At 50.0% G+C, this 21416-nt stretch carries 19 protein-coding genes and 1 riboswitch; of the genes, 6 read left to right on the top strand and 13 right to left on the bottom strand.

The features are described 5' to 3' along the window. The first annotated feature begins 481 nt into the window (after positions 1 to 481). Positions 482 to 826: a DUF1499 domain-containing protein gene (locus SIB79_RS12805; RefSeq protein ID WP_063403066.1), complete on the top strand. Its 345-nt coding sequence runs from the start codon at positions 482 to 484 to the stop codon at positions 824 to 826. An 843-nt stretch (positions 827 to 1669) separates the two neighbouring features. Here the strand turns inward: SIB79_RS12805 and SIB79_RS12800 are convergent. The 6 genes from SIB79_RS12800 to ruvB all read right to left on the bottom strand — a co-directional run bounded on the left by SIB79_RS12800 (position 1670) and on the right by ruvB (position 9022). After that, complete coding sequence (locus SIB79_RS12800; RefSeq protein ID WP_063403065.1) at positions 1670 to 1852, bottom strand: Nif11-like leader peptide family RiPP precursor; 183 nt, start codon at positions 1850 to 1852, stop codon at positions 1670 to 1672. A 2232-nt stretch (positions 1853 to 4084) separates the two neighbouring features. Further along, complete coding sequence (gene thiC / locus SIB79_RS12795; protein ID WP_063403064.1) at positions 4085 to 5464, bottom strand: phosphomethylpyrimidine synthase ThiC; 1380 nt, start codon at positions 5462 to 5464, stop codon at positions 4085 to 4087. 44 nt (positions 5465 to 5508) lie between these two features. Further along, positions 5509 to 5612: riboswitch (TPP riboswitch) on the bottom strand. Between the two features lie 128 nt (positions 5613 to 5740). Further along, entirely contained in the window at positions 5741 to 5965 is a 225-nt protein-coding gene (locus tag SIB79_RS12790; RefSeq protein WP_063403063.1) for a DUF3188 domain-containing protein, read from the bottom strand. Continuing rightward, entirely contained in the window at positions 5962 to 7158 is a 1197-nt protein-coding gene (locus tag SIB79_RS12785) for an amidohydrolase (protein WP_063403062.1), read from the bottom strand. The genes SIB79_RS12790 and SIB79_RS12785 overlap by 4 nt, the downstream gene beginning before the upstream one ends. Beyond that, a complete protein-coding gene (locus tag SIB79_RS12780) occupies positions 7155 to 7967 on the bottom strand; it encodes a tetratricopeptide repeat protein (RefSeq protein WP_063403061.1) in 813 nt (270 codons plus the stop codon). Before SIB79_RS12780 ends, SIB79_RS12785 begins: the two co-directional genes overlap by 4 nt. Next, positions 7964 to 9022 (bottom strand): Holliday junction branch migration DNA helicase RuvB, encoded by a 1059-nt coding sequence (ruvB, locus tag SIB79_RS12775; RefSeq protein WP_063403060.1) that lies wholly within the window; start codon positions 9020 to 9022, stop codon positions 7964 to 7966. The genes SIB79_RS12780 and ruvB overlap by 4 nt, the downstream gene beginning before the upstream one ends. Positions 9023 to 9073: 51 nt before the next feature. Here ruvB and smpB point away from each other — a divergent pair, with 51 nt between their 5' ends. Beyond that, the gene (gene smpB, locus SIB79_RS12770) at positions 9074 to 9571 is read left to right on the top strand and encodes an SsrA-binding protein SmpB (RefSeq protein WP_011824876.1); all 498 of its coding nucleotides are present in this window, start codon (positions 9074 to 9076) and stop codon (positions 9569 to 9571) included. A gap of 144 nt (positions 9572 to 9715) precedes the next feature. On the opposite strand, the gene SIB79_RS12765 is transcribed toward smpB, so the two are convergent. Further along, entirely contained in the window at positions 9716 to 11608 is a 1893-nt protein-coding gene (locus SIB79_RS12765; protein ID WP_063403059.1) for a protein kinase domain-containing protein, read from the bottom strand. Positions 11609 to 13073: 1465 nt separating this feature from the next. Here SIB79_RS12765 and egtB point away from each other — a divergent pair. The 4 genes from egtB to SIB79_RS12745 are packed head-to-tail and all read left to right on the top strand — an operon-like array spanning position 13074 to position 15940. Then, on the top strand, positions 13074 to 14255 hold the full coding sequence (gene egtB / locus SIB79_RS12760; protein ID WP_063403057.1) for an ergothioneine biosynthesis protein EgtB: 1182 nt from the start codon (positions 13074 to 13076) through the stop codon (positions 14253 to 14255). Further along, on the top strand, positions 14252 to 15205 hold the full coding sequence (gene egtD / locus SIB79_RS12755; RefSeq protein ID WP_063403056.1) for an L-histidine N(alpha)-methyltransferase: 954 nt from the start codon (positions 14252 to 14254) through the stop codon (positions 15203 to 15205). Before egtB ends, egtD begins: the two co-directional genes overlap by 4 nt. A gap of 25 nt (positions 15206 to 15230) precedes the next feature. Further along, on the top strand, positions 15231 to 15461 hold the full coding sequence (locus tag SIB79_RS12750) for a hercynine metabolism small protein (protein ID WP_063403055.1): 231 nt from the start codon (positions 15231 to 15233) through the stop codon (positions 15459 to 15461). Beyond that, on the top strand, positions 15458 to 15940 hold the full coding sequence (locus SIB79_RS12745) for a hercynine metabolism protein (protein ID WP_063403054.1): 483 nt from the start codon (positions 15458 to 15460) through the stop codon (positions 15938 to 15940). Before SIB79_RS12750 ends, SIB79_RS12745 begins: the two co-directional genes overlap by 4 nt. Before the next feature lies 1 nt (position 15941). Here SIB79_RS12745 and SIB79_RS12740 read toward each other — a convergent pair whose 3' ends face one another. The 6 genes from SIB79_RS12740 to mreC all read right to left on the bottom strand — a co-directional run bounded on the left by SIB79_RS12740 (position 15942) and on the right by mreC (position 21415). Beyond that, entirely contained in the window at positions 15942 to 16205 is a 264-nt protein-coding gene (locus SIB79_RS12740) for a hypothetical protein (protein WP_006042532.1), read from the bottom strand. 59 nt (positions 16206 to 16264) lie between these two features. Continuing rightward, on the bottom strand, positions 16265 to 17791 hold the full coding sequence (lysS, locus tag SIB79_RS12735; protein ID WP_081215627.1) for a lysine--tRNA ligase: 1527 nt from the start codon (positions 17789 to 17791) through the stop codon (positions 16265 to 16267). A gap of 46 nt (positions 17792 to 17837) precedes the next feature. After that, positions 17838 to 18698: a response regulator transcription factor RpaB gene (rpaB, locus tag SIB79_RS12730; protein ID WP_063403053.1), complete on the bottom strand. Its 861-nt coding sequence runs from the start codon at positions 18696 to 18698 to the stop codon at positions 17838 to 17840. Positions 18699 to 18829: 131 nt separating this feature from the next. Next, a complete protein-coding gene (locus SIB79_RS12725; protein ID WP_063403052.1) occupies positions 18830 to 20149 on the bottom strand; it encodes an ABC transporter substrate-binding protein in 1320 nt (439 codons plus the stop codon). Between the two features lie 13 nt (positions 20150 to 20162). Beyond that, on the bottom strand, positions 20163 to 20672 hold the full coding sequence (locus SIB79_RS12720) for a hypothetical protein (RefSeq protein WP_063403086.1): 510 nt from the start codon (positions 20670 to 20672) through the stop codon (positions 20163 to 20165). Next, positions 20672 to 21415, bottom strand: coding sequence for a rod shape-determining protein MreC (gene mreC, locus SIB79_RS12715; protein ID WP_063403051.1), 744 nt, complete (start codon positions 21413 to 21415; stop codon positions 20672 to 20674). Before mreC ends, SIB79_RS12720 begins: the two co-directional genes overlap by 1 nt. Position 21416: the final 1 nt, after the last annotated feature.

The raw sequence follows: 21416 nt of genomic DNA, 5'->3' as shown, positions 1-21416 counted from the left end.
AATCTGCAAAGAGATCCTTCTATCATAATTAGTTTGTATTCTGGATAAATATAAAAAAATATCTATTAATATGCAGAATAAGTTAACTGAAAAGAGAATTGGTTTACTTTGCTCAAACTTTTTATACAGATATCAAAGATTCAGTCCATCTCTTTATGTTTCTTATAAGTTTAGGGGAATAATCGTATTAAATAAGATTACCAATCAATATTAAATGCTCTCTGATTTTCATAAAGCTTGATATATATATTCCACTTATATAGCATATAGAACAAAGCATTAATCTGTATTAGTTTTTATATTACTAATCATTCAACATCATGAAGTACATGAACATTTATTTCGATTAAAAGCTTGCAATCGACATTATCTGCGAATCAATCGATATGATTGATTTCAAAGCGATGATGTACGAAACGATCTCTATAGGAATAGATCAATCCCTTCGTTCTCATCAACTAAAATCTAACTTCAACAGCTAATGGCCTTAACAAAGGATGGTGTTCTGTCAAGTTGCGTGATCCCTACCAACTGTGTGCTTATCGAATGGAAGTTTGATAATGTAAAGAAATCATACGACAGGCTTATTAACATTTCCGAATCCCTGCCAAGGGTAAAAGTATTAGAAAAAACAGAAAATTATTGGCATGGTATTGTACGAAGCCTAATTTTTAGGTTTCCAGATGATCTTGAGATCCTAAAAATACCAAATAAAGGCATTATTCAAGTCAGATCTGCTTCTAGACTAGGACTTGGAGATCTAGGTGTTAATAGAAAAAGAATTAAAAGCCTTTACTCGCAATTACAAATGGATAAAAAACTATGATACAACTCTATTTGCCTATTATGGGAAAAATCCTAGATCCGGATAAATATATATAATTATCTTAAACCTATAGTAGGTCATCCATAACATTTGTCGCATGCGAATGCTATTATTAGGCCCTAATAATAGCATTATAGTAAGAATCTAACATCTTCTGTTTATCGATAAGAAAAATCATTTATGCAAAACAGATCATTACACTTAGGACTAAAGGTTCACTAGAGTCTCGTTCTGAATTTACCAATTCACTTGACCATTTCTTTTCTCCCACTACTTCATCGATAATCCTGAACCAGAAGATTGTGCATCTTTAAGTGATTTCCATCTCTCCTGGCATTCAGACAAAGTCCATTCTCGTATAGCATCTTTTCGATCTTGACTTGACAACTCCTTACACATTTCATCTGAAGGCTTCTTAATCTCTGAGTTGGGTTCTTCTGGATTAGGCTTGGTGTAATACAACTTTTTATAGCCTATTAAGCTATAAAAATTCAGGGCAAGGACTATATCTTATCAACTTACTTATACAAAATGTAGAAATTACTGATTTATAATCAAATCGCTTATATGTCAATTTTCTATATTAGATTAGCAAAGCACGCTTAAATATTGGCAGCAAAGGAATTATCGGACGTCAGTAAAATCTAATCAATATAAAAATCACTTGCTACTTATATTTCTTCAGATACTCTTCAAGATGCCGAGCAAACATCCTGAGTGAAAGCTTATAAAAAGAATTTCTCATTCTAAAATAAATTTAAAAATTGAAATAAAGAATAAAATGAAGATCTAATCATTATTAAAGGCATTTTGAACAGCACTGTAGAGATATATCTTTTTATTTTAGCTTGCTAGTGAATCCTTCACCCACTCAGTGTATGCTATGCGCAGATCATCAGTCGTAATCGAAAAACCAGCTTCCTTAGCGATAGAAACTAGGTCAGCATTTTCTTTCTTAACTTGATCTTGCAAAGTTTTATCTTGTTTGACTTTAGTCAAAAATTCCTTTAGTTGCTCATAGGACATTGAATCTGTGCAGGTTTCAATAAACTAGCAGCTCGGCAATTATAAAGATACATTCTTAATTAATCAAGATGGTAAGTGAATATGTATTCAAAAACCTAGATTTAGCAAACATATTTTTAATTCAAAGGTTTAGTACCTTTGTTCCAGTCAAAAGCCTCCTGTTGCTATTACATTGCTCTTTTTTTAAATCCTTCAACCACATACCCGAGTCTACAAATTGTTGTTTTGAAAAAACTGCTGGCTCTATCAGAATTTGCAATATAGATCGATTCTCACCTGTTTTAGAAAGTAAGCTCTTCAAAATTCAATCTGATATACTCATTTAGTCATCATATGCTATATATTTGCTATATTATTCTGTTGATTGCGAGATTTCAAGAGCTAGTTATTCTATAGGTGACAGATTTGAAGTTTCTCTAATGAGAATATGGCCATCTTTGTAATAAGGTTTTAAGTAATAGAAGAAATCATTCAAACCCTTTTTGCATGAGTAGATTGTTCTATTGAATGGCATTCAACCCTTGACTAAGACATAGAATAGATAAGAACAAGCATGCCTACGATGTTCTCAGATTTTTTTAGTCAGGCAAATCTTATGACGATGGCTTGCAATGCACTTTTAACACTCATCATAGGATTTATGATCATCACAGGTCAGCAAAAAGCACACTAACTATTAAAAACACAATTTAAAACCAGGTTGATGATCAGTCCATTCGACTAAACTGATCAAATAAATGCAGTCATGGCTAGATCTCTTAATTATTAAATTGAGAATTGATCGATAATCTCAACTACAAGCGGAATAAAGGTAAGTCTTATTAAGATTTGCCGAAAAATAACGTATCCCATATGAATTAGATGTAGTCATACCAACATAAGTTGTGATTTTTGAAAATTGTACGCTTCATGATCTCGAATAATAAAGCTAAAAAGCTCAGCTTGTAGGCATACGGTTGCCATAGATCATCATTGGCGCATTGTATGTCTCCATCACTAGCAAACTTGGTAAGATTTACACTTTTATCCTAAAAGCCAAACCCTAAATTAGTTGTTGAAGGAGAATTTTTAGAAATAAGTGGTGGCTTTACTGATTCAGGAAAGCATAAAACTGCTTGTGACCCTGCCAAGCAACCGATCAAAAAGATGCTGAAAACCTGTAAAAGCTTCATAGCTTAAGGATTGAGCTTCCCAATAATAAGCACTATCCAATGTATTGCCAATATCATCATGCAAAAATGTCTAAATCCAATTATTACTAGGATTGGATGCCCGAATCTATCCATTTAGATTGCGCTAAACTACATATGATTAATCTTAAACTTGATCGTGAATCAGCTTAATATCCCATATTTCTAATTATCTCAGCTCTCACTGTGACTAGATCTCTTGTCTTAGGTATTTTTCTAGCAATTAAGATTGATTAGGGCTAATTATATACCACCTCTAACAAAGTTCTAGCCCTTTAAGTAAAAACATTAAAGAGCTTTCAGCCTTCAGTAGATGTCCTAGAACACTGATAAGTGATTGATTTGACAAAAGCATAATCCAAACAATCAATTCGCTAGCCCAGGCAACAGCCCTAGCGCAAATATTAGGTATAAATACTTGTCGATAGAGCTATCTTGCTGCCATGCTCTAGGCATCGGCACCCCTCTTCTAGGGTTTTGCGCAAGTCCTTTCGTGGCTGAGGCAATAGCGATTCAAGCAACTTACTGAGAGGTAAGAGGTCATCAGCAGTCAATTAAGCATCTTCAAATTAAAAAATCAGGCCCGGCAAGGGCGCATAGCGCTTCGCCAACATTGAGAACGTTCACAACAGTTAGTGAATGAATTGGCAACGAAAAGATAAGTCTCACTTTGATGCCTGCAGCGTGATCAATACGCTAGATGTGTTGACCAAAAAATTCTCAATGACGGTAAAATTACTGGGCTATAGTTTTTTGCAAGAGGCAAATCTAAAGGCCCAATCATGCAAGATGTATAGCACCCAGCGAGAAGCGAGCAGGTCTTAAAGCAGATCGCTATTGCCTTTTTAAGGTTGCCAATAGGAAAAACTTTAACGCGCAAATAGCTTGCCATCTATTTATGCTTGCCTATAAAATCTAAACCTTATAACGGCGAATAGTCTAGAATTCTAATTATTTTATTCATCGCATCATGGCCAAATGCATTCTCTATGCAAATATCACATAAGAGTCAAGCAAGTGATGATTTGATTGTTTCACCCTTCTAGGCTGACAACTCAGCTTTCCCTTTACTTTTTAGAGATTTTTCGAGACCTTCAAGATCCTCATCCGTAATTTTGGTCTGCATTGGGCAATGCTTTGGACCACACATTGAACAAAACTCAGCTTGCTTGTAAATGTCAGCTGGCAAAGTTTCATCGTGATACTGCTTGGCTCGCTCTGGATCAAGTGAAAGCTCAAACTGTTTGTTCCAATCAAAGTTGTACCTTGCTCGGCTTAATTCATCATCATGATCTCGAGCACCCGGACGGTGACGAGCGATGTCAGCGGCATGTGCTGCAATTTTGTAGGCAATCAAGCCCTCACGAACATCCTCAGGGTTTGGCAGACCCAAATGCTCCTTCGGGGTCACATAACACAGCATGGCTGTTCCATACCAGCCTGCCATCGCCGCACCGATGGCACTCGTGATGTGGTCATAACCCGGTGCGATGTCTGTCACCAAAGGGCCAAGCACATAAAAGGGTGCCTCATTGCACTCTTCCATCTGCTTGCGCACATTGAATTCGATCTGATCCATTGGTACATGACCAGGACCCTCGACCATCACCTGCACGTCATGTGCCCAAGCTCTCTTAGTCAATTCTCCAAGGGTCTTCAGCTCGGCAAGTTGAGCTGCATCAGAAGCATCGTGCTGACAACCAGGGCGGAGAGAATCACCAAGTGAAAAACTGCAGTCGTAGCGCTTGAAGATCTCGCAGATGTCGTCAAAGCGGGTAAAAAGAGGGTTCTGTCTGTGGTGATAAAGCATCCACTGAGCAAGAATTCCACCCCCGCGACTGACGATGCCTGTCAGGCGTCCCTTCACCAGCGGAAGGTGCTCAATCAACAAACCGGCGTGAATGGTTTGATAGTCGACGCCCTGCTGGCAATGCTTCTCGATGATGTGTAGGAAGTCATCTTCGTCGAGCTTCTCAATCGAGCCATGCACGCTTTCCAGCGCCTGATAGACAGGCACAGTGCCGATCGGCACGGGTGAAGCATTAATGATCGCCGTGCGCACCTCATCAAGATTGACCCCTCCAGTGGACAGATCCATCACGGTGTCTGCGCCATATTTAACTGCCAGCTCGAGCTTCTTGAGCTCTTCAGCTACATCACTGGCGTTAGGTGAGGCGCCAATGTTTGCATTCACCTTGCAGCTGGAGGCGATACCAATCGCCATCGGCTCTAAATTTGCATGATTGATATTGGCAGGAATAATCATCCTGCCCCGGGCCACCTCCTCCATGACAAGCGATTCAGGCAAGTTTTCACGCTTGGCCACGTAGTCCATTTCTTGAGTGACAACGCCCTGTCGAGCGAAATGCATTTGCGAGACATTGGCCTGACCCTTACGGGCAGCCACCCAAGAGGCGCGCATGATCAAAAGGCGAAATGGATACCAGGGTTTGGCGAAAAACCAATGATCACGTCATTTCACTTCCCTGCGCCGGCACAACCCGTATCAGGTTCGGAGGGTGTGATCTCAGCCACTCAGAGATTGTTGAGTGGCACCCCTAGTGTTTTGCAAAACCTAGCAGTGGTTTTTGATCCGAGCCGCAATCCATTCCGCTAAACGTGCAAAACCGCATCGATCTTGTCCTGCAGCGCTTAAAGGTCCAACTCTCATAAAGGCATGGCTGTGTTCAACATGAAGTCAGTGCTCCTGCTCCTCGGTTTGGGTGCTGTGAAGTGCTGCAAGCAGCTTGCTACGGCGACTGCGGCGGCCCACAGCCCCGCTGATAATTAGACCCGCACCCACCAAAACTGCTGGTATTGACTGCAATCGATCGCTGCCCTGCCGATGCATCAAACAGAGCATGGCCAAAACGATCAGCAAAGGAGCTGCAAGAGATAACAAGGGATAGCCAAGACGCTTCATGTCCTCTCCAAAGCCAGCCTTGAACGCTCATCCATCCAGGCCAATAGGGTCGCGGTTAGCACCCGAATACCAACTCCAAGACTGCTCTCCTCTAGGCAGAATTGACCATTGTGTAAAGGCGCGCACCCATTAGGACCGCTCACCCCTAATCGGAACATTGTTCCACGAACATTTTGCAGTAGTTCTGCAAAGTCTTCCGCACCAAGAGAGGGCTGTTCAAGCCGCACCACACACTCTTTTCCTATCTGAGAGATAGCACAACTTTCCAATAGGTCTGTGAGTTCAGGATCGTTGTAAACAGGCGGCGTAATGCTGCGATAGCGCACGATCGCCTCTGCCCCAAAACTTCCACAGATGGCCTGAACAATCTGCTCGATCCAAGCTGGGAGCTTGTCAAAACCAGCCCCGTCCAAACAGCGGACCGTACCCAGCAGCCGAACTCGATCTGCAATCACATTGAAAGCCTGACCACCTTCGATCTTCCCGAAACTCACCACCACAGGATTCAAGGCATCCAAGCGACGACTGATCGCCTCCTGCAGTCCACAAACAACTCGAGCGGCAAGCCAAATGGCATCCATAGCTTGATGAGGCCTTGCACCGTGGCCTCCTTCACCGATCACTTCGATATCCAGCTCTCCCGCCGCAGCCGTCAAGCACCCACTGCGTACACCGATACTTCCAGTCGGCAATTCGGGACAAACATGAACCCCAAACAGGGCCTCGAGGCCATCGGTCGCCCCGTCCATACGCATCCAACGAGCCCCTTCGCACAATTCTTCTGCCGGTTGAAACAACAGCCTTACGCCTATTGGCAACGACTCCTCTTTTGCCAAAACCCTTGCAACCCCAAGACCAATGCAGGTATGCAGATCATGGCCACAGGCATGCATCACCCCCTCTCGCCGTGAGGCATAAACAAGCCCTGTGCGCTCTTCCACTGGCAGAGCATCCATATCCACCCGCAGGCCCACACATGGACCATCGATTGGCCCCAACTCCGCCAACACACCTGTGCGCCCAACCCCCTCAGACACCCGCCAACCATCCCCCCGCAACTGACCTGCTACAAGGACTGCCGTCTGATGCTCCTCACCACTCAGTTCTGGATGAGCATGCAGATGGCGCCGCAACTCAATCAGCTCGGGCAAAGCTTGATCAAGACGCTCGCTCCAATGAAGAAGAAGAGTCATGGAGCCTCCAACAAAGTAAGAAAATCCATCAGATCAGCCGTGGGCTGTGGTGGCCATCGGCGGATCTCCAACAACCAATCCCGTTGGCGATAGCGGTTATCCAGCCCGACTGCGGCATTCCAGTGGCTTTCAGCTTCACCAAATGAGCCGTAATGCCATAAAAGACCGCTAAGGGCCGCACGGGGATCGGCAAACATGGGATACCTGCGAATCAATGCACGCAATTCCTTCTCCGCCAGATCAAATTCGCCCAGCTGATAAACCGCTAACGCCTTGCTGGAGCTAGCCATAGCAAAGTCTGGGCTGGCGTCAGAGGCCTTTCTGTAAAGAGCTTCTGCCTGCAACCAGTCGCCCTGAGAGCCCAAAACATTGCCCAGGTTGTAAAGAGCCGATGCATTGACAGCATCGCGCTCAAGAACCCAGTTGTAATCGTTAGCGGCTTGCTGCCAATGATGCAATACCTCCTCAGCGATACCACGGTTGAGATGAGGGTCAAGCTCTGCTGGGGCCAATTCCATGGCCCTAGTCTGATCAACGATCGCACCCTCGGGATCACCCAAAATCAACCTCACATTGCCGCGATTGCTCCACGCCGCAGGCTGCTCGGGCGCAAGCTGAAGAAACTCATCCCAAAGAGATAGGGCTGCTTGAAAATCACCCTCTCGAGAAGCCTCGAGTGCCTGCTCAAACAGAGGTTGAAGTGCTGGGGTAGCTGCTCCAGTGACGGGATCCATGACCAGCAACAGCGCAACCAAAAGCAACCCTGACCATCTAGGCAGCCAATTTTTCAACCCCTGGAGAACGCTCATGGCAACTCCGGCCAACCAAGATGGCGTCGCCCCGCGCCAGTCACCACGCGCCCACGCGGAGTTCGCTGCAAAAAACCCAGCTGCAGCAGAAATGGTTCTACCACTGCTTCAAGAGTGGCTGGATCCTCTCCCAAAGCGGCAGCCAAAGTCTCCAAACCCACCGGGCCGCCGCCATGAGACTCCAGCAACAAGTCCAACAAGCGCCGATCACTGGCATCAAGACCCCGAGCATCGACTCGATGCAAAGTGAGAGCCTCATCCACCAATGCAGCATCGATTAAGCTCTCCCCGCCACAGACACTCGCTACATCACGAACCCGTCGCAGCAATCTGTTGGCGATCCTCGGTGTACCCCTACAACGACGAGCAATCTCCTGGCAGGCTTGCGCAGTTAACTGCAACCTCAGCAGCCCCGCCGCCCGCTCAACAATCGCTTGCAGATCATCCAGGCCATAAAACTCCAATCGCTGAATAAGACCGAAACGATCCCGCAGCGGCGAGCTCAAGGCACCAGCACGAGTCGTAGCACCCACCAGGGTGAACGGAGGCAGCTCCAATGCCCTGGTGCGAGCGGTACTGCCCTTGCCCACGGTGAGATCGAGACGCCTATCCTCCATTGCTGGATAAAGCAATTCCTCAGCAACCCTTGTGAGCCGGTGAATCTCATCAATGAATAAAACCTCGCGAGGTTGCAGATTCACCAACAGACCAACGATGTCACGAGGGCGCTCGAGAGCAGGCGCACTGGTAACCCGACACTTAACACCCAATTCTTCAGCCAAAACCATGGCCATGGTGGTTTTACCCAAGCCCGGAGGGCCGTAGAGCAAAACATGATCCAAAGCATCGCCTCTGCCCATGGCCGCCTTGACGGCAATCGCCAACACCTGCTTAAGCTCACGCTGACCGATGTAGTCCTCCAAACGTCTAGGCCTAAGCCCATCTTCTCGAGCTGGACTGGCCTCTTCCGGCAAAGGTGAAGCATCTACCACCCGAGACTTTGCCGCTGGCGGCTGGGAATCAGCTCGGCCAGCACTGGAAGACACAATCGCCATGTTGGAAGAGTACCGATCCCTGGATAGGGTCGAAAGCATCGGTAAACGCAGATGGCCAAGGGAGGAAACAAAAAAGCGACTGCTGCTGCTCGAGCCGCGGCCAACCGTCTACTCGCAGACAACCGTCTGGCAAGGCATCAATACGAGATCCTCGACACCCTCGAAACTGGCATTGAGTTGGTGGGAACCGAAGTCAAGTCAATCCGGGCCGGCCAAGCCAATCTCCGCGATGGCTTCTGCCTGATTCGCAAGGGCGAACTCCAGCTCCACAATGTTCATATCTCCCCTCATAGCCATGCCGGCAGCTACTTCAATCACGATCCCCTACGAACACGCAAACTGCTCGCGCACCGCCGTGAGATCGATAAACTTCGCGGCCAACTCGACAGAAAAGGGCTCACACTGATTCCCCTCAACCTTCATCTCAAGGGTTCATGGATCAAACTCACGATTGGGCTGGGCAAAGGTCGCAAACTGCACGACAAACGCCAAGAAGAGAAACGCAAACAAGCCGATCGAGAAGTGAAGTCGGCTCTGGCGCGCTACTGATCAGCCAAGGGGGGCAAGGAGGCTGAAGAAAGTTTTCTTTCGCCGAAGCACGAGGCGAGGCAATCTCGGTGTTCTAGAAGGGTGTTCTGATCGACCAAAGAAGCCATGAGCTGAATCCGGCAACGGATTCGGATTCAAAGCTGCTCAAGGCATAGAAGCTTGCTGATCGGCACGACAAGAGAGGGTCAATAGAGCTGTTGCCAAACCCTCGTTGGTCACCAGCACTTGCACAGGCGAGCCTGCTTCTGGCTCAAGGGTCACCACGCGCAACGATCCGCGCTCGGCAATGACATCACCCTGTGAGCCATAGACGGTCATCTGCATCAACGGCGTGCCCTTGATTTCGAGTACTAGTCGATGCCCAGCAGGCACCTGAATAGACATCAAGCGCGCAGCCCCAGGAGAAACCCTTGTAGAAAACACAGTGGGAATTGAATGTTTGGCCTTGAGGGTTTCGATCTGCACATCAGCCAGGCTGCGTAGAGCTGCCGCATACCAGAACTGCAAATAGGGCTCTGGAGGCTTCTGATCATTGAACAAGCCCAAAAGCAGTTTCTGTGCTCCTGCCGTAACCAACTGCTCAATCACACGGCCATGCACACCCAATTCGCTCAGAGCTTCACGCTCCTTCTGCCAGTCAGTGTTCTTCAACTCACCTAAACGCCTGCGCAGCTGAGGTGATAGCTGTTCGATTCTGACCAACCATTCCTCAGCCAAGTCATTCCAGGCCTGACGCAAGGGAACATCGTCCAGTGCATCGGAGGGGAAGCGACCACCTCTATGAGGGAAACGGGCTAGCACACTGGCATCAACCAACTGCAGAAACCAACTTTGTTTGACCTGCAAAGCCCGCAGCCGACTCAATAACTGCTGCCGATGGTCCACCTCTACTGCTGATGGGCTCTCCACTGAGACATTGCCCACGACATCTCTATCCCTGACAGGATCCATCCCTAGCGGGGAACTACGGCTGAGCAAGAACCAGCCAATCGCCGTACCTACCAATGCAGACGCCAACAAGGCACCTACAACAGACCAAAGTCTGCCTTCAGCAGCCTGCTCCCGTTCTTCAGCCCGCAGCCGCCGCCGCGGCTGATGGGCAGAACGATGTTCCGTCAAGAGCGATTGAGACGTACTCGAGGGGTGATCGGATAAAGGCACTGCTTGAGGCGCGAGTGCCAGAGGGCGATCTGCTCTGAGCTTAGGGCCGATGCTTTCGGGCATGATCACAGCTTGAAGGGCAGAAATCACATCCGATGCCTTTTCAAAACGCTGTTCAGGAGCCTCACTCAACATTCGCTGCAACACATCGAGAAAAGACCCATCCAGCTCAAAAGACTCTGGCCAGACCCAAGCCCGAACATCACTTTTCCAAAGTTCCTCGGGGCAACGACCAGTCAGCAAAGTCAGTGCTGTAACGCCCAAGCCATGCAAATCCATCCAAGCTTCAGCTGGTTCGGTGCTGCTCTGTGCAATTGAGCGATACGCTGAAGTCACACCACCCCAAGGGGTAGTCCCTTGGGGCTGCAGTAAGCCAAAGTCCAACAAAATCGGCAAGCCGTCCTGATGACGCCTCAACAGGGCGCTGGGATTGATATCACCATGCACCAACCCCTTGGCATGCAAGGCAATCAAAGGAGGTATCAGCTGCAAAAGCAACTGCAACACTTCTCCAGCGCCGAAGAGCAACTGACACTCGGCCCGTTGCTGCTGAATCTTTCGGTAAGTAACACCGTCCTGCCAGTATCGCACCGCCCAGAGGCTGACCTCCGCCTCGAACAATTCACCACATCGCGGCAACTGAGGATGAGAAAGAGATTGAAGCTCAGGCCAAAACTTCTGAAAGTGCTGCCTTGTAGGGGCATCGCTGATTTGATGAAGCACCACCGATCTCTGACCATCGAGGATGTCGACCCCACGCCAAAGCACACCCTGGATCGGCTTCGACTTCTGGATGGTCGCATCCAACCGATAGCGCTGTGCCAGCACAGTGCCGGCAACCACGGCGCTGGGTTCGCTCACGTGACGCCGAAGCATTGATGGGCTGATCGTACTAATGGCCAATCCATTGCAACCGCTTCCGCAAAGCTAAACAGCAGAATCGACTCGTTTCCAGAAGAAAGATTGCCTTAAAAATAATCTTTATCGCTGAAAATTAAATCGCCATAAACCTGCAGAAAAAGGTCCACGACTGTCAACAATAATATGGACAAAGCTACATCCGAAGGCCCATGCATGAAAACAGCTGTGATTAACCCAAGAGCAGTAACCGGTCCCCAGAAAAATTCATCAGCGACTTGGCTGCATGACTCACCTGACAACGCATTACAAGACCGTCGTCAACAAGTACCAAAGCTGGGCCCGCCACCGCCTATATGCATGCAGCTACAATCGAGACTAGGACGAGGGAAGTCAACTTCAAGGAATCAATCACGATAAGAGTCAAAGCAAATGCAGCCTTGAGAAATGCAAGAAGCGATGGTCTATGCCTGCATGTCCTATCACTCATCCAACCAAAACAGGGTGATGCAAATACATTTAAAATTGCAAACTAGATAATTGCAAAAGCAACTAAGACAAAATCAGCATCTACTCCATAAGCCTATAAGTACCCTACAAAGCAAGAACTCCAATCGCAAATCCTGGAAATGAAGCAACTCAAAACTCTATTGCGACCTTGCTGCTCTCAATTTAGAGCCTTAACCAGGGCCAAGATTGTGCTTCCTTAGACAAGCCCTTGAAAGCATCAAAAGCGCACCAAATCCAAACATTGAAAAAGGCAAGGTTATTCCATGCTCAAAAGATAGAACAGCAATTATCAGACCAAATTCTATACCCGCAGGCGCACGGATATAGATCATTGCAATCGCAAAACCGCGCTTGCTAGAACCACAAAAAATTCTGCTCTACTGAACCAACCTGAACAAACAACTACACTAGAAACCAGCCCATATGTGTGACCATGTTAGCGGAAAGAGATCATCACAAAAATAGACAATGGAAAGCCCTGTTATCAAAAAATTCATGGCAATTAAAGACTTTTCATCCGCACATATCAGAGCAGACAAGCGCACCCAATAACGGATTATTCAGGGCAAATTAATGTTCAAGAACAGCAAATTATAGCGCCACAGCCAGACAAAAGATAGCCTCAGATCAAGCACTAAGAGCACAAATCACAGCACGAAGCCTAGAGGCTGAATTAAAATGAACGCAGAAAATAATGGATTCAGCTGCCTCCAAACTTTACACTTTAGTTTTCAAATCGAAACAGAAACTTCAACCGCCCTGACTGATGATCAATTCAACCCAAGCAGAACATGCGAACCCAACATATTTTGCGACCAGATCGATCGATGCCACTCAGTAGATTGCCTGGATCGTTTTTCCAAGGGAACTTTCCCTATCAGTGCCCTTCGGTGACCAAGAGCTTTTCTATGACCAGATCCATTCGGCCGTGGTGCTTGGGCGCACAAGTGGGGATAAGTAAAACCGTTCCCTCATGCTGAACCTGCTCTTGGCAGTGCGTCAGCGAAGTGAATCGCTGGTTGCACCCCTTGAACCGGAAGATCTCTGCCTTCAGGGCATGGCCGATGCAAGTCCGCCGAAATGGCACCTTGCTCACACCACCTGGTTCTTTGATACCTTTTTGCTTCAGCCCTATCTCAAAGGCTACGAAGGCTGTGATCCACGCTGGAGTTATCAATTCAACTCCTATTACGAAGCGGCCGGGGCACGCCATCCAAGACCCTCACGGGGTGTCCTGACCCGGCCGACAATCAGGGAGATCTTGGCGTGGCGGCAACGGGTGGACGCTGCATTAACGCAACTCCTGACCTCCCCGGACGCTGACCAAGAAGACATCCAGCAACTAGCAGAACTGGGTCTACATCACGAACAGCAGCATCAGGAATTGCTGTTGATGGATCTCTTGGATGGCTTTAGCCGACAACCGTTAGAGCCTGCTTATCAAACTGGCGCCGATCATCATCTGGGACCTTTAGAGCCAACCCAAGCCCGCTGGATCTCCTGCGATGGAGGTCTCTATGAAATCGGCCATGCTGGCGCGGGATTCCATTTTGACAACGAGGGGCCCTCGCATCGCATCTGGCTGGAGGACTTTGCCCTGATGGATCACTTGGTGTGCAACGACGACTTCAGGTGCTTTATCGCAGATGGGGGGTATCAGCGCCCAGAACTTTGGATGAGTGAGGGCTGGGCCGTACAACAACAACTGGGATGGCAGGCTCCCCGGTACTGGCGCGGCGACGGGCCTGCAGATCAATGGCAGGAAGAATTCACCCTGGGAGGAAGGCGGCACTTGAATCCACAAGCACCCGTGCGCCATTTGAGCTGGTTCGAAGCCGATGCCTACGCACGGTGGGGTGGTGCTCGATTGCCCAGCGAAGCGGAATGGGAAGTGGCCCTACAACAGCATCAACCTCTGATCCACGATGCTCACGGCAAGCTATGGCAATGGACGGCAAGTCCTTATAGGCCCTATCCGGGATTCCTTCCCGCCCCAGGCGCTGTGGGTGAATACAACGGAAAATTCATGAGCTCTCAGTTTGTTCTTCGCGGCAGCAGCTGGCTCACACCGGAAGGCCATGAGCGCGACACCTACCGGAACTTCTTTGCACCAGCAAACCGTTGGATGGCAGCAGGACTGCGCCTGGCCCGATGAGCATCGAGCTGATTGACCTACATCCCGCCCCTGCGGATCTGAAGCAGCTGGTGCAGTCAGGCTTCAAATGCCAGCCGCGGCAACTGCCAGCTTGGGTGTTGTACGACGCGAAAGGATCACGCCTATTTGCCCAGATCTGCGAACAACCTGAATACGGCCTAACCCGCACAGAGATCAAACTACTAGAGGAGAATGCACCAGCCATTGCCAAAGCCGTAGGAGATGGCGTCATCGTGGAATTCGGCATCGGCAATGCCCGCAAGGTTTCCCCCCTACTAAACGCAATCCGGCCGTCAACCTTTGTGGCCCTGGACATCAGCCAAGCAGCTCTAAGGGATTCGCTAACCAGACTCGCCAGCACCTATCCCATGGTGTCAATGCTAGGTATCTGCTGCGACCACAGCAGCATGCAAGCGCTACCGCCCCACCCCCGGCTCGAGGGTGTGTGCTGCATCGGCTTTTTCCCCGGCAGCTCCCTCGGCAACTTCACACCAAAAGAAGCAGTGGCAGTGCTTCGTCGGTTCCGAAAGCTGCTTGGAGGTGGTCCCCTGCTGCTCGGTCTCGACCAACCCCGTGATCCAATCCAACTCGAGGCTGCCTACAATGATGCTGCAGGCATCTCAGCAGCTTTCGCGCGCAACCTGTTGCATCGTCTCAATCGTGAGCTGGAAGCAGATTTCAGACCGGACAACTTCTCTTATCGAGCCCGTTGGCAAGAGGAGTTTCATCGCATCGAAATGGCTCTAGTGAGCCGCTGCAGTCAAACAATCGTGATTGACAACAGCACCTGGTCATTCAGCGCCGGAGAACCACTCATCACCGAATACAGCGTCAAATACAACCCAGAAGAGGCAGCCAGACTGGCTGAAAAGGCGGGCTGGAGAATCAACCAACGATGGCACGACTCTGCAGATTCACTCTCGCTGCATCTGCTGGAACCGTCAGACTGAGCTGAGCAGAAAGAAGAAGTGCTAAATGAGCCGAGAGCAGCAACGCCAGAACGTGCGACAAGAACGTGAAAGCCTGATCCGGGAGCTAGAAGCAATCTACCGAAAGGCTTTTGAACGACTGACAGTGCTTGACCTAGGGGAAGGAAGCTTGGCAAGACTCACCCAACTGTTACTGCACTCGCGTGAGGGCGCTATCAAACCCCTGCAAGAAGAGATCGAAGCCCCACTAATCACCCGTGCCCCAGATCAGTCATGAGCTCAACCTGGCTCGACGAACTGGAACGAGTCTTAGAGGAGAGGTTGACCGACTTCCTCCGCGAGAATCCATATCAGGAGTTACTCCTCCACCAACAACACCAAAAAGACCATTACCAAAACCTGAAAAGGCAGCGACAGCAACTTCAAAAAGAAGCAGAGGAACTTCGCCGGCAACTCCTCACCCTTGCCGGCACAGTTCGGGAGTGGAGCACTCGATCAAATCGTGCCAGAAAGGCAGGAGCCTCGGCCCTGGCTGATCGGGCCGATCAACACATAGCCGATTTAATGGAGCAGGGTCGGCAACTTTGGTCCGATTTGGATCAACTGGGCAATCGCTTCAAAGACGTCGAGCAGAAATTTTGCGCACTTTCTGAACAGTCAGCAAGAGATAGCTCCACTCTTGAAGAGGATTGGACACGATTCGCAGCCCAACAAGAACTACAAGAGCTCATGCGAAAACGCGACAAGACTAATTAAGTCAGGCTTTTGGGGCCGGAGGCTCAAGACTCACGTTCTCCGGAGGAGGAGTTGGGTCTGGATCAGCAATCAGCATGTGCTGCAGCACAATTTCTGGACGCTCGCTATCACGCCAGCGAATGCGATAGGCGGGCATCTTGGTGCCGCGACTGGTGGTCTGCTCAACGGGTTCCATCACCCACCCGCGCCTGGATCGACCCTGGGGATTGCGCTTGACCACCGCATCGGCGTGTTTGAAGCGGAAACCTACGCGCTCGCCACTCATAGAAATAGGACCATGCCATTGAGTTAATTATCCACTGCGACGGTTCCCGACCTTGAAGATTAAGTTTTGAGCTCCGGTCGAAGCAGAGGGAAAGCAATCACATCACGTATTGAAGGGCTATCGGTGAACAACATCACTAAGCGATCGATGCCAATACCCAAGCCACCGGTAGGGGGCATGCCCACCTCAAGAGCCTGAAGGAAATCCTCATCAACCCCATGAGCCTCCAGGTCCCCAGCCTGACGACGTGCTTGCTGAGCCTCAAGCCGCTGACGTTGATCAAGGGGATCGATTAACTCACTAAAAGCATTGGCTGTTTCCCGACCCACAATGAACAATTCAAAGCGCTCGACCAATCCTGGTTTGCTGCGATGTTGTCGGGCAAGAGGCGAGATCTCAATCGGATAATCAAGCACAAATGTTGGCTGGATCAGACTTACCTCCACTGCTTGTTCAAAGGCCTCATTAAGCAAGCGGCCCACACTATCGGCCTTAGACGGCACCTCTAAACCTGCCCGCGCCATAGCCGAAGCCGCTACCGCACGGTCAGCAAAACCCATGAAATCAAGCCCCGTCGCCTCTTGCACCAGTTCGTGCATGCTGGCTCTCCGCCAAGGGGGCGTTAGGTCGATTTCTATGCCTTGATAAGTGATCCTCGTAGACCCACAGATCTGAGTACAAACTGAGGAAATCAGCTGCTCAGTAAGGACCATCATGTCGATGTAATCCGCATAGGCCTGATAGACCTCTACAGACGTGAATTCAGGGTTGTGACGGGTACTCATCCCCTCGTTACGAAAGATGCGCCCAAGCTCATAGACCCGCTCAAATCCACCAACCACAAGCCTCTTGAGATGCAACTCTGTGGCAATTCGCAGATAAAGAGGAAGATCGAGTGTGTTGTGGTGAGTAATGAATGGCCTAGCTTCGGCGCCACCGGCCTCAGCCTGAAGCACCGGTGTTTCGATTTCCAAGAAGGCACGATCATCGAGCCATCGACGGATTGCACTCACCATCAATGCCCGGCGGCGAAAAGTCTCACGCGACTGAGGCGACACGATCAAATCCAGATAGCGTTGCCGATAGCGCTTCTCCACATCAGCTAAACCGTGCCACTTATCTGGCAAGGGTTGCAATGATTTGCTCAAGATCTGCCACTGTTGAACCTTCACCGAAAGCTCACCACGGTCAGTGCGACGAAGCACGCCTGTGACCCCAATCCAGTCGCCCGCGTCAACAAGAGTGGTGAGCTGATCAAAAGTTCCTGAAGCCAGCTCATTTGATGCAGCCGCATCAATGGTGGCCTTCTCCAAATACAACTGAATCGTGCCGGTCTCATCCGCCAAGGTATAGAAAGCCAACTTGCCCATGACACGACGGGTCATCACCCGACCAGCCACAGACACAGTGAGAAGCCTCTCCTCCCCCTTGGCCAAATCAGCATGATCCGCCTGCAAGTTAGCGGTGCGATGGCTTGACTCAAAGCGCAGGGCATAAGGACCATTCCCCAGCTCTTTGAGGGCTTTTGCCTTTTCCAGGCGAGTCTCACGCAGCTCAGACAAGGCACTTAGGACTGACCTCGCCATCTTGCCGGTCGATGGAGTCGCTGCTCTACTCACCCCATCGACTTAATCAACTCGCAACGGCAACCGAAGCAGGAGCAGAGGCAGAAGCAGAAGCAGAAGCAGAAGCAGAAGCAGGAATATCCCCAACGCGCTGGGAGGAGTAACCAATTCCACGAACCGTAAGGATTAGCTCTGGATTGCGCGGGTCTGGCTCGAGCTTGCCACGCAAACGAGCTACATAAACATCGACCACACGCAAGTCGGCCGCCCGGCGAGGGGGATAACCCCAGAGCTGCTCCAAGATTTCGGCCCTGGGTACCACCCGTCCAGGTTCACGGAACAACAGTTCCAAAAGACTGAATTCGGTGTAGGTGAGGCCAATACGCTCTCCTGCACGACTCACCTGGCGGCGATTGGTGTCAACCACCAAATCACCAACTCGCAGAACACCCTGCCCAACTGGCAGATCTCTGATTTCAGCCGTAGCGGAACCTGGACCAACCCGACGCAGAATCGTGGCAATACGAGCCTCAAGCTCCTTGGGACTAAAGGGCTTTGGAATGTAATCATCTGCCCCAAGATCAAGTCCAGCCACCCGTTCAGAAATGGCCTCTAATGCTGAGAGGAAAATAATTGGCACACAAGACTCAGCCCTAAGCCTTCTACAAACAGCAAAACCATCCATCTTGGGCAGCATCACATCGAGCACAAGCAAATCAGGCTGTTCTCGATGAAAAATCTCAAGAGCCTCTTCCCCGTCCTCGGCACAAATCACCCGATAGCCAGCCAGTTGAAGTCGCATAACCAAAATCCGGAGGACTGCTGGCTCATCGTCAACGACAAGAATGGTCGCCTTCGGATTCCCGGGAGCCTGCGTCTCAGACCCATCATTGCTTTGGTACTGAGATAACCCCCCCGGATGTGACATATGAGCATTTCCTCATGAAGAAACACAACCTTAACCTTCCGCCTTGAGCAAAAATCGCTAACGAGCTTGAGAAATAGCAGTTTTTCTATTTATTTAAGAATTAAAAGGTACTTATACTTAGGTATCAATTGCTAATTGGTGGCACTTTGGGGCCATCTGGCTTCTGCGTAGCGGTTCCACTGACGAACAGCCTCTTCCACGGCCTCATCGCTGCTGATCTGATCGAGCATCGCCCGCTGTAACTGGGTATAAATAATGCTCTGCAGACGTTTGATCCCCGGAAAAGCCGGAACCAAAACTTTCGCCCGCTTCAAAGTCTTGGCAGACAATGCTCTAGCAGAGCGGATCTGAGCAGCCTCACGCGACTCCGGACGCTCAGCATTAAGAGCAATCTGAACCTGTCGCAAGGCGTTTCTTGACGATGGCAACACCTTGGCTTGCTGCGCAAAAGTTGCCTGATTAACCCCATTGGTTAGAAACAAGGCAAAATCAACGGCTTCCTGCTGGCGCCTGCTCTGACGAGGCACAACCAATGTCATCACAGCGACATTCGCATTGCCATCACTACCGACAAGCGGTGGATAGGAGTTAGTCACCCTCGCCACAGCCGGAGCGTTTGTCTGGATCGTGCGTAGGAATTCAGCCCCGCTCGCCAACATGGCCAACTCACCACTCTGATAAAGCTCTATCGCTCGCTTCTGACCCTGGCTTATCACCTCTCGAGGCAGGAGACCTTGCCGATAAAGATCGGTCCAGAAGGCAAAAGCACGTTGACCCTTTGGAGTATCAAAACCAGCCCTCCTCCGAGAATCCAGCAAAGTGACTCCCATCTGAACCATCGACTCAAGCAGTTCAGTCGAATCGTCAGGGACCACAGTGACGAATAGACCATAACGACCTGTGCGCTCACGAATGCGGCGCGCATAGGAAGGTACATCCTGCCAACGTCGCGGTGGAGCATCAAGTTCGGCTTGTCGCAACAACTGCTGGTTCACCAAACTCAGCCGTACCGTGAGATACCAAGGAATGGCGATCTGTCGCCCCTCAGCATCCAGGCCAGACTCCCAAACCGAGGGAAGGTAGCGGTCGGCTGCATCGTCTGGAAGCAAAGGCGTCAGATCCCTAATCCCCCCTTTGCTGGCAAGATTTGCAGCAAAGGGGGGATTGAGATTGACCACGTCTGGTGCGGTGCGCGCGAACACCGCAGCCAATAACTTGCGCTCCACTGATCCCCAGGGGAGATCTGTCCAACGCACCAGCGCGCCGGGATGATTCTGCTGCCAGTTTTTGATAACCCCCTCCATATAGGTGTTGAACTTCGGCGCCAGTTGCAACGTCCAGAGCTGCAAATCAGTTGAAGATCCCTGCTTCGGTCGACAACCCCAACCAATCAAGGCTGCACCAAGCACCACGAGGCCTGCAACAACAACCTTTCTTCGTGACCGCAGCATTCTCATGACCTGTTCAAGCTCGAACCAGCCGCCGCCAAATCAACAGCATCCATGACACCAGCAGAGGAGCAACCAAACCGGTAATCAACGACTGTGCCAAAAAGGTATGCAACCCCCAGGAATGAAGCCAAGACTCCGAGCTATCGAACTGAATCAAAAGTGTTTGCAGCCAAAGACTCAAGCCAACCAGAGCTGTACCGATCCATGCCAATAATCCGAGATTGAAACTGCCCTGAATCGGTGGAGCACGCCTGCCTAGCCGCCCCCACCACCATCCAAGCGCCATCAACGCCGGCAGTTGACTCGCACCACCAAGGTTAAGGCCATCCAATACCAAGCCAAGACAAAGGCCAGCAGTGAGTCCAGAGACAGGTCCATCAACAAGGGCCCAAGGCAACAACCACAACACCGCCCAGCACGGACCCACCCCAGAAAGGCTCACCCAGGTCGGTGCAGCGAGGGTCAGCCAAGGCACAAAGAGGCTTGAAGCCAAGCAAATCGGTTGCTGATGAAGGCGCGCCATCAGCGAATCTGCACCTGCACCCAATCGATGGCTTCTGGTGCAGCGATTAACTGAACAGCTGCACGAGGAGCCGGAACTGCGCGGTCATCCACTTTCTGAATCACCCCTACAGGCAGGCTGGCGGGCAACAATGTGCTGGCAGGCGAGATGCTGACAAGATCACCTGGCACTGCATAGGGATTCTTATCGAGAAACTCCAACTGAGGCCTACTCGTACCCACACCAACCAAGAGTCCATGACGCTTGGTTCGCGGTATCCAAACTCCAACCCGACTACCTGGCGCAGTGAGCAGTTGAACACGTGCAGTGGCAGGGGTGACACTTTGAATTCTCCCCAGTAATCCTCCTGGCCCCATCACAGCATCACCCTGAGCAATGCCATGCAATCGCCCCTTGCCCAGTTCCAGTTGCTGCCACCACCCCTTCGGGGTACGGGAAATCACAGCCGCGGGAATGCGCCCAGATCCTGAGGCCTGACCAAGAGCAAGCAACCCGCGCAGTCGTTGATTGTCCTGCTCAAGCAACCGAAGTTTGCTCTGCTGCTCGAGCTGAATACCAGACTGGATCCATTCTCGCTGGGCTGATCCAGGCCAAAACGGCCGACTAAGAAGGGCATAAGCATCGGCAAAACCGGCGCCTTTACTCCAACGCACCAAGCCAAGCGCTGCCACTAACAACAGCCAAGGCAAACCTCCACGCCAACGCCTCCAGCGGAAAGATGCCTGCCAAGGGGAAACCCCCATC

This window comes from Prochlorococcus sp. MIT 1342 (assembly GCF_047304495.1).
Classification (GTDB): domain Bacteria; phylum Cyanobacteriota; class Cyanobacteriia; order PCC-6307; family Cyanobiaceae; genus Prochlorococcus; species Prochlorococcus marinus_D.
Note: the sequence above shows the minus strand (reverse complement) of the source record. Positions and strands in the feature narration are given on the sequence as shown.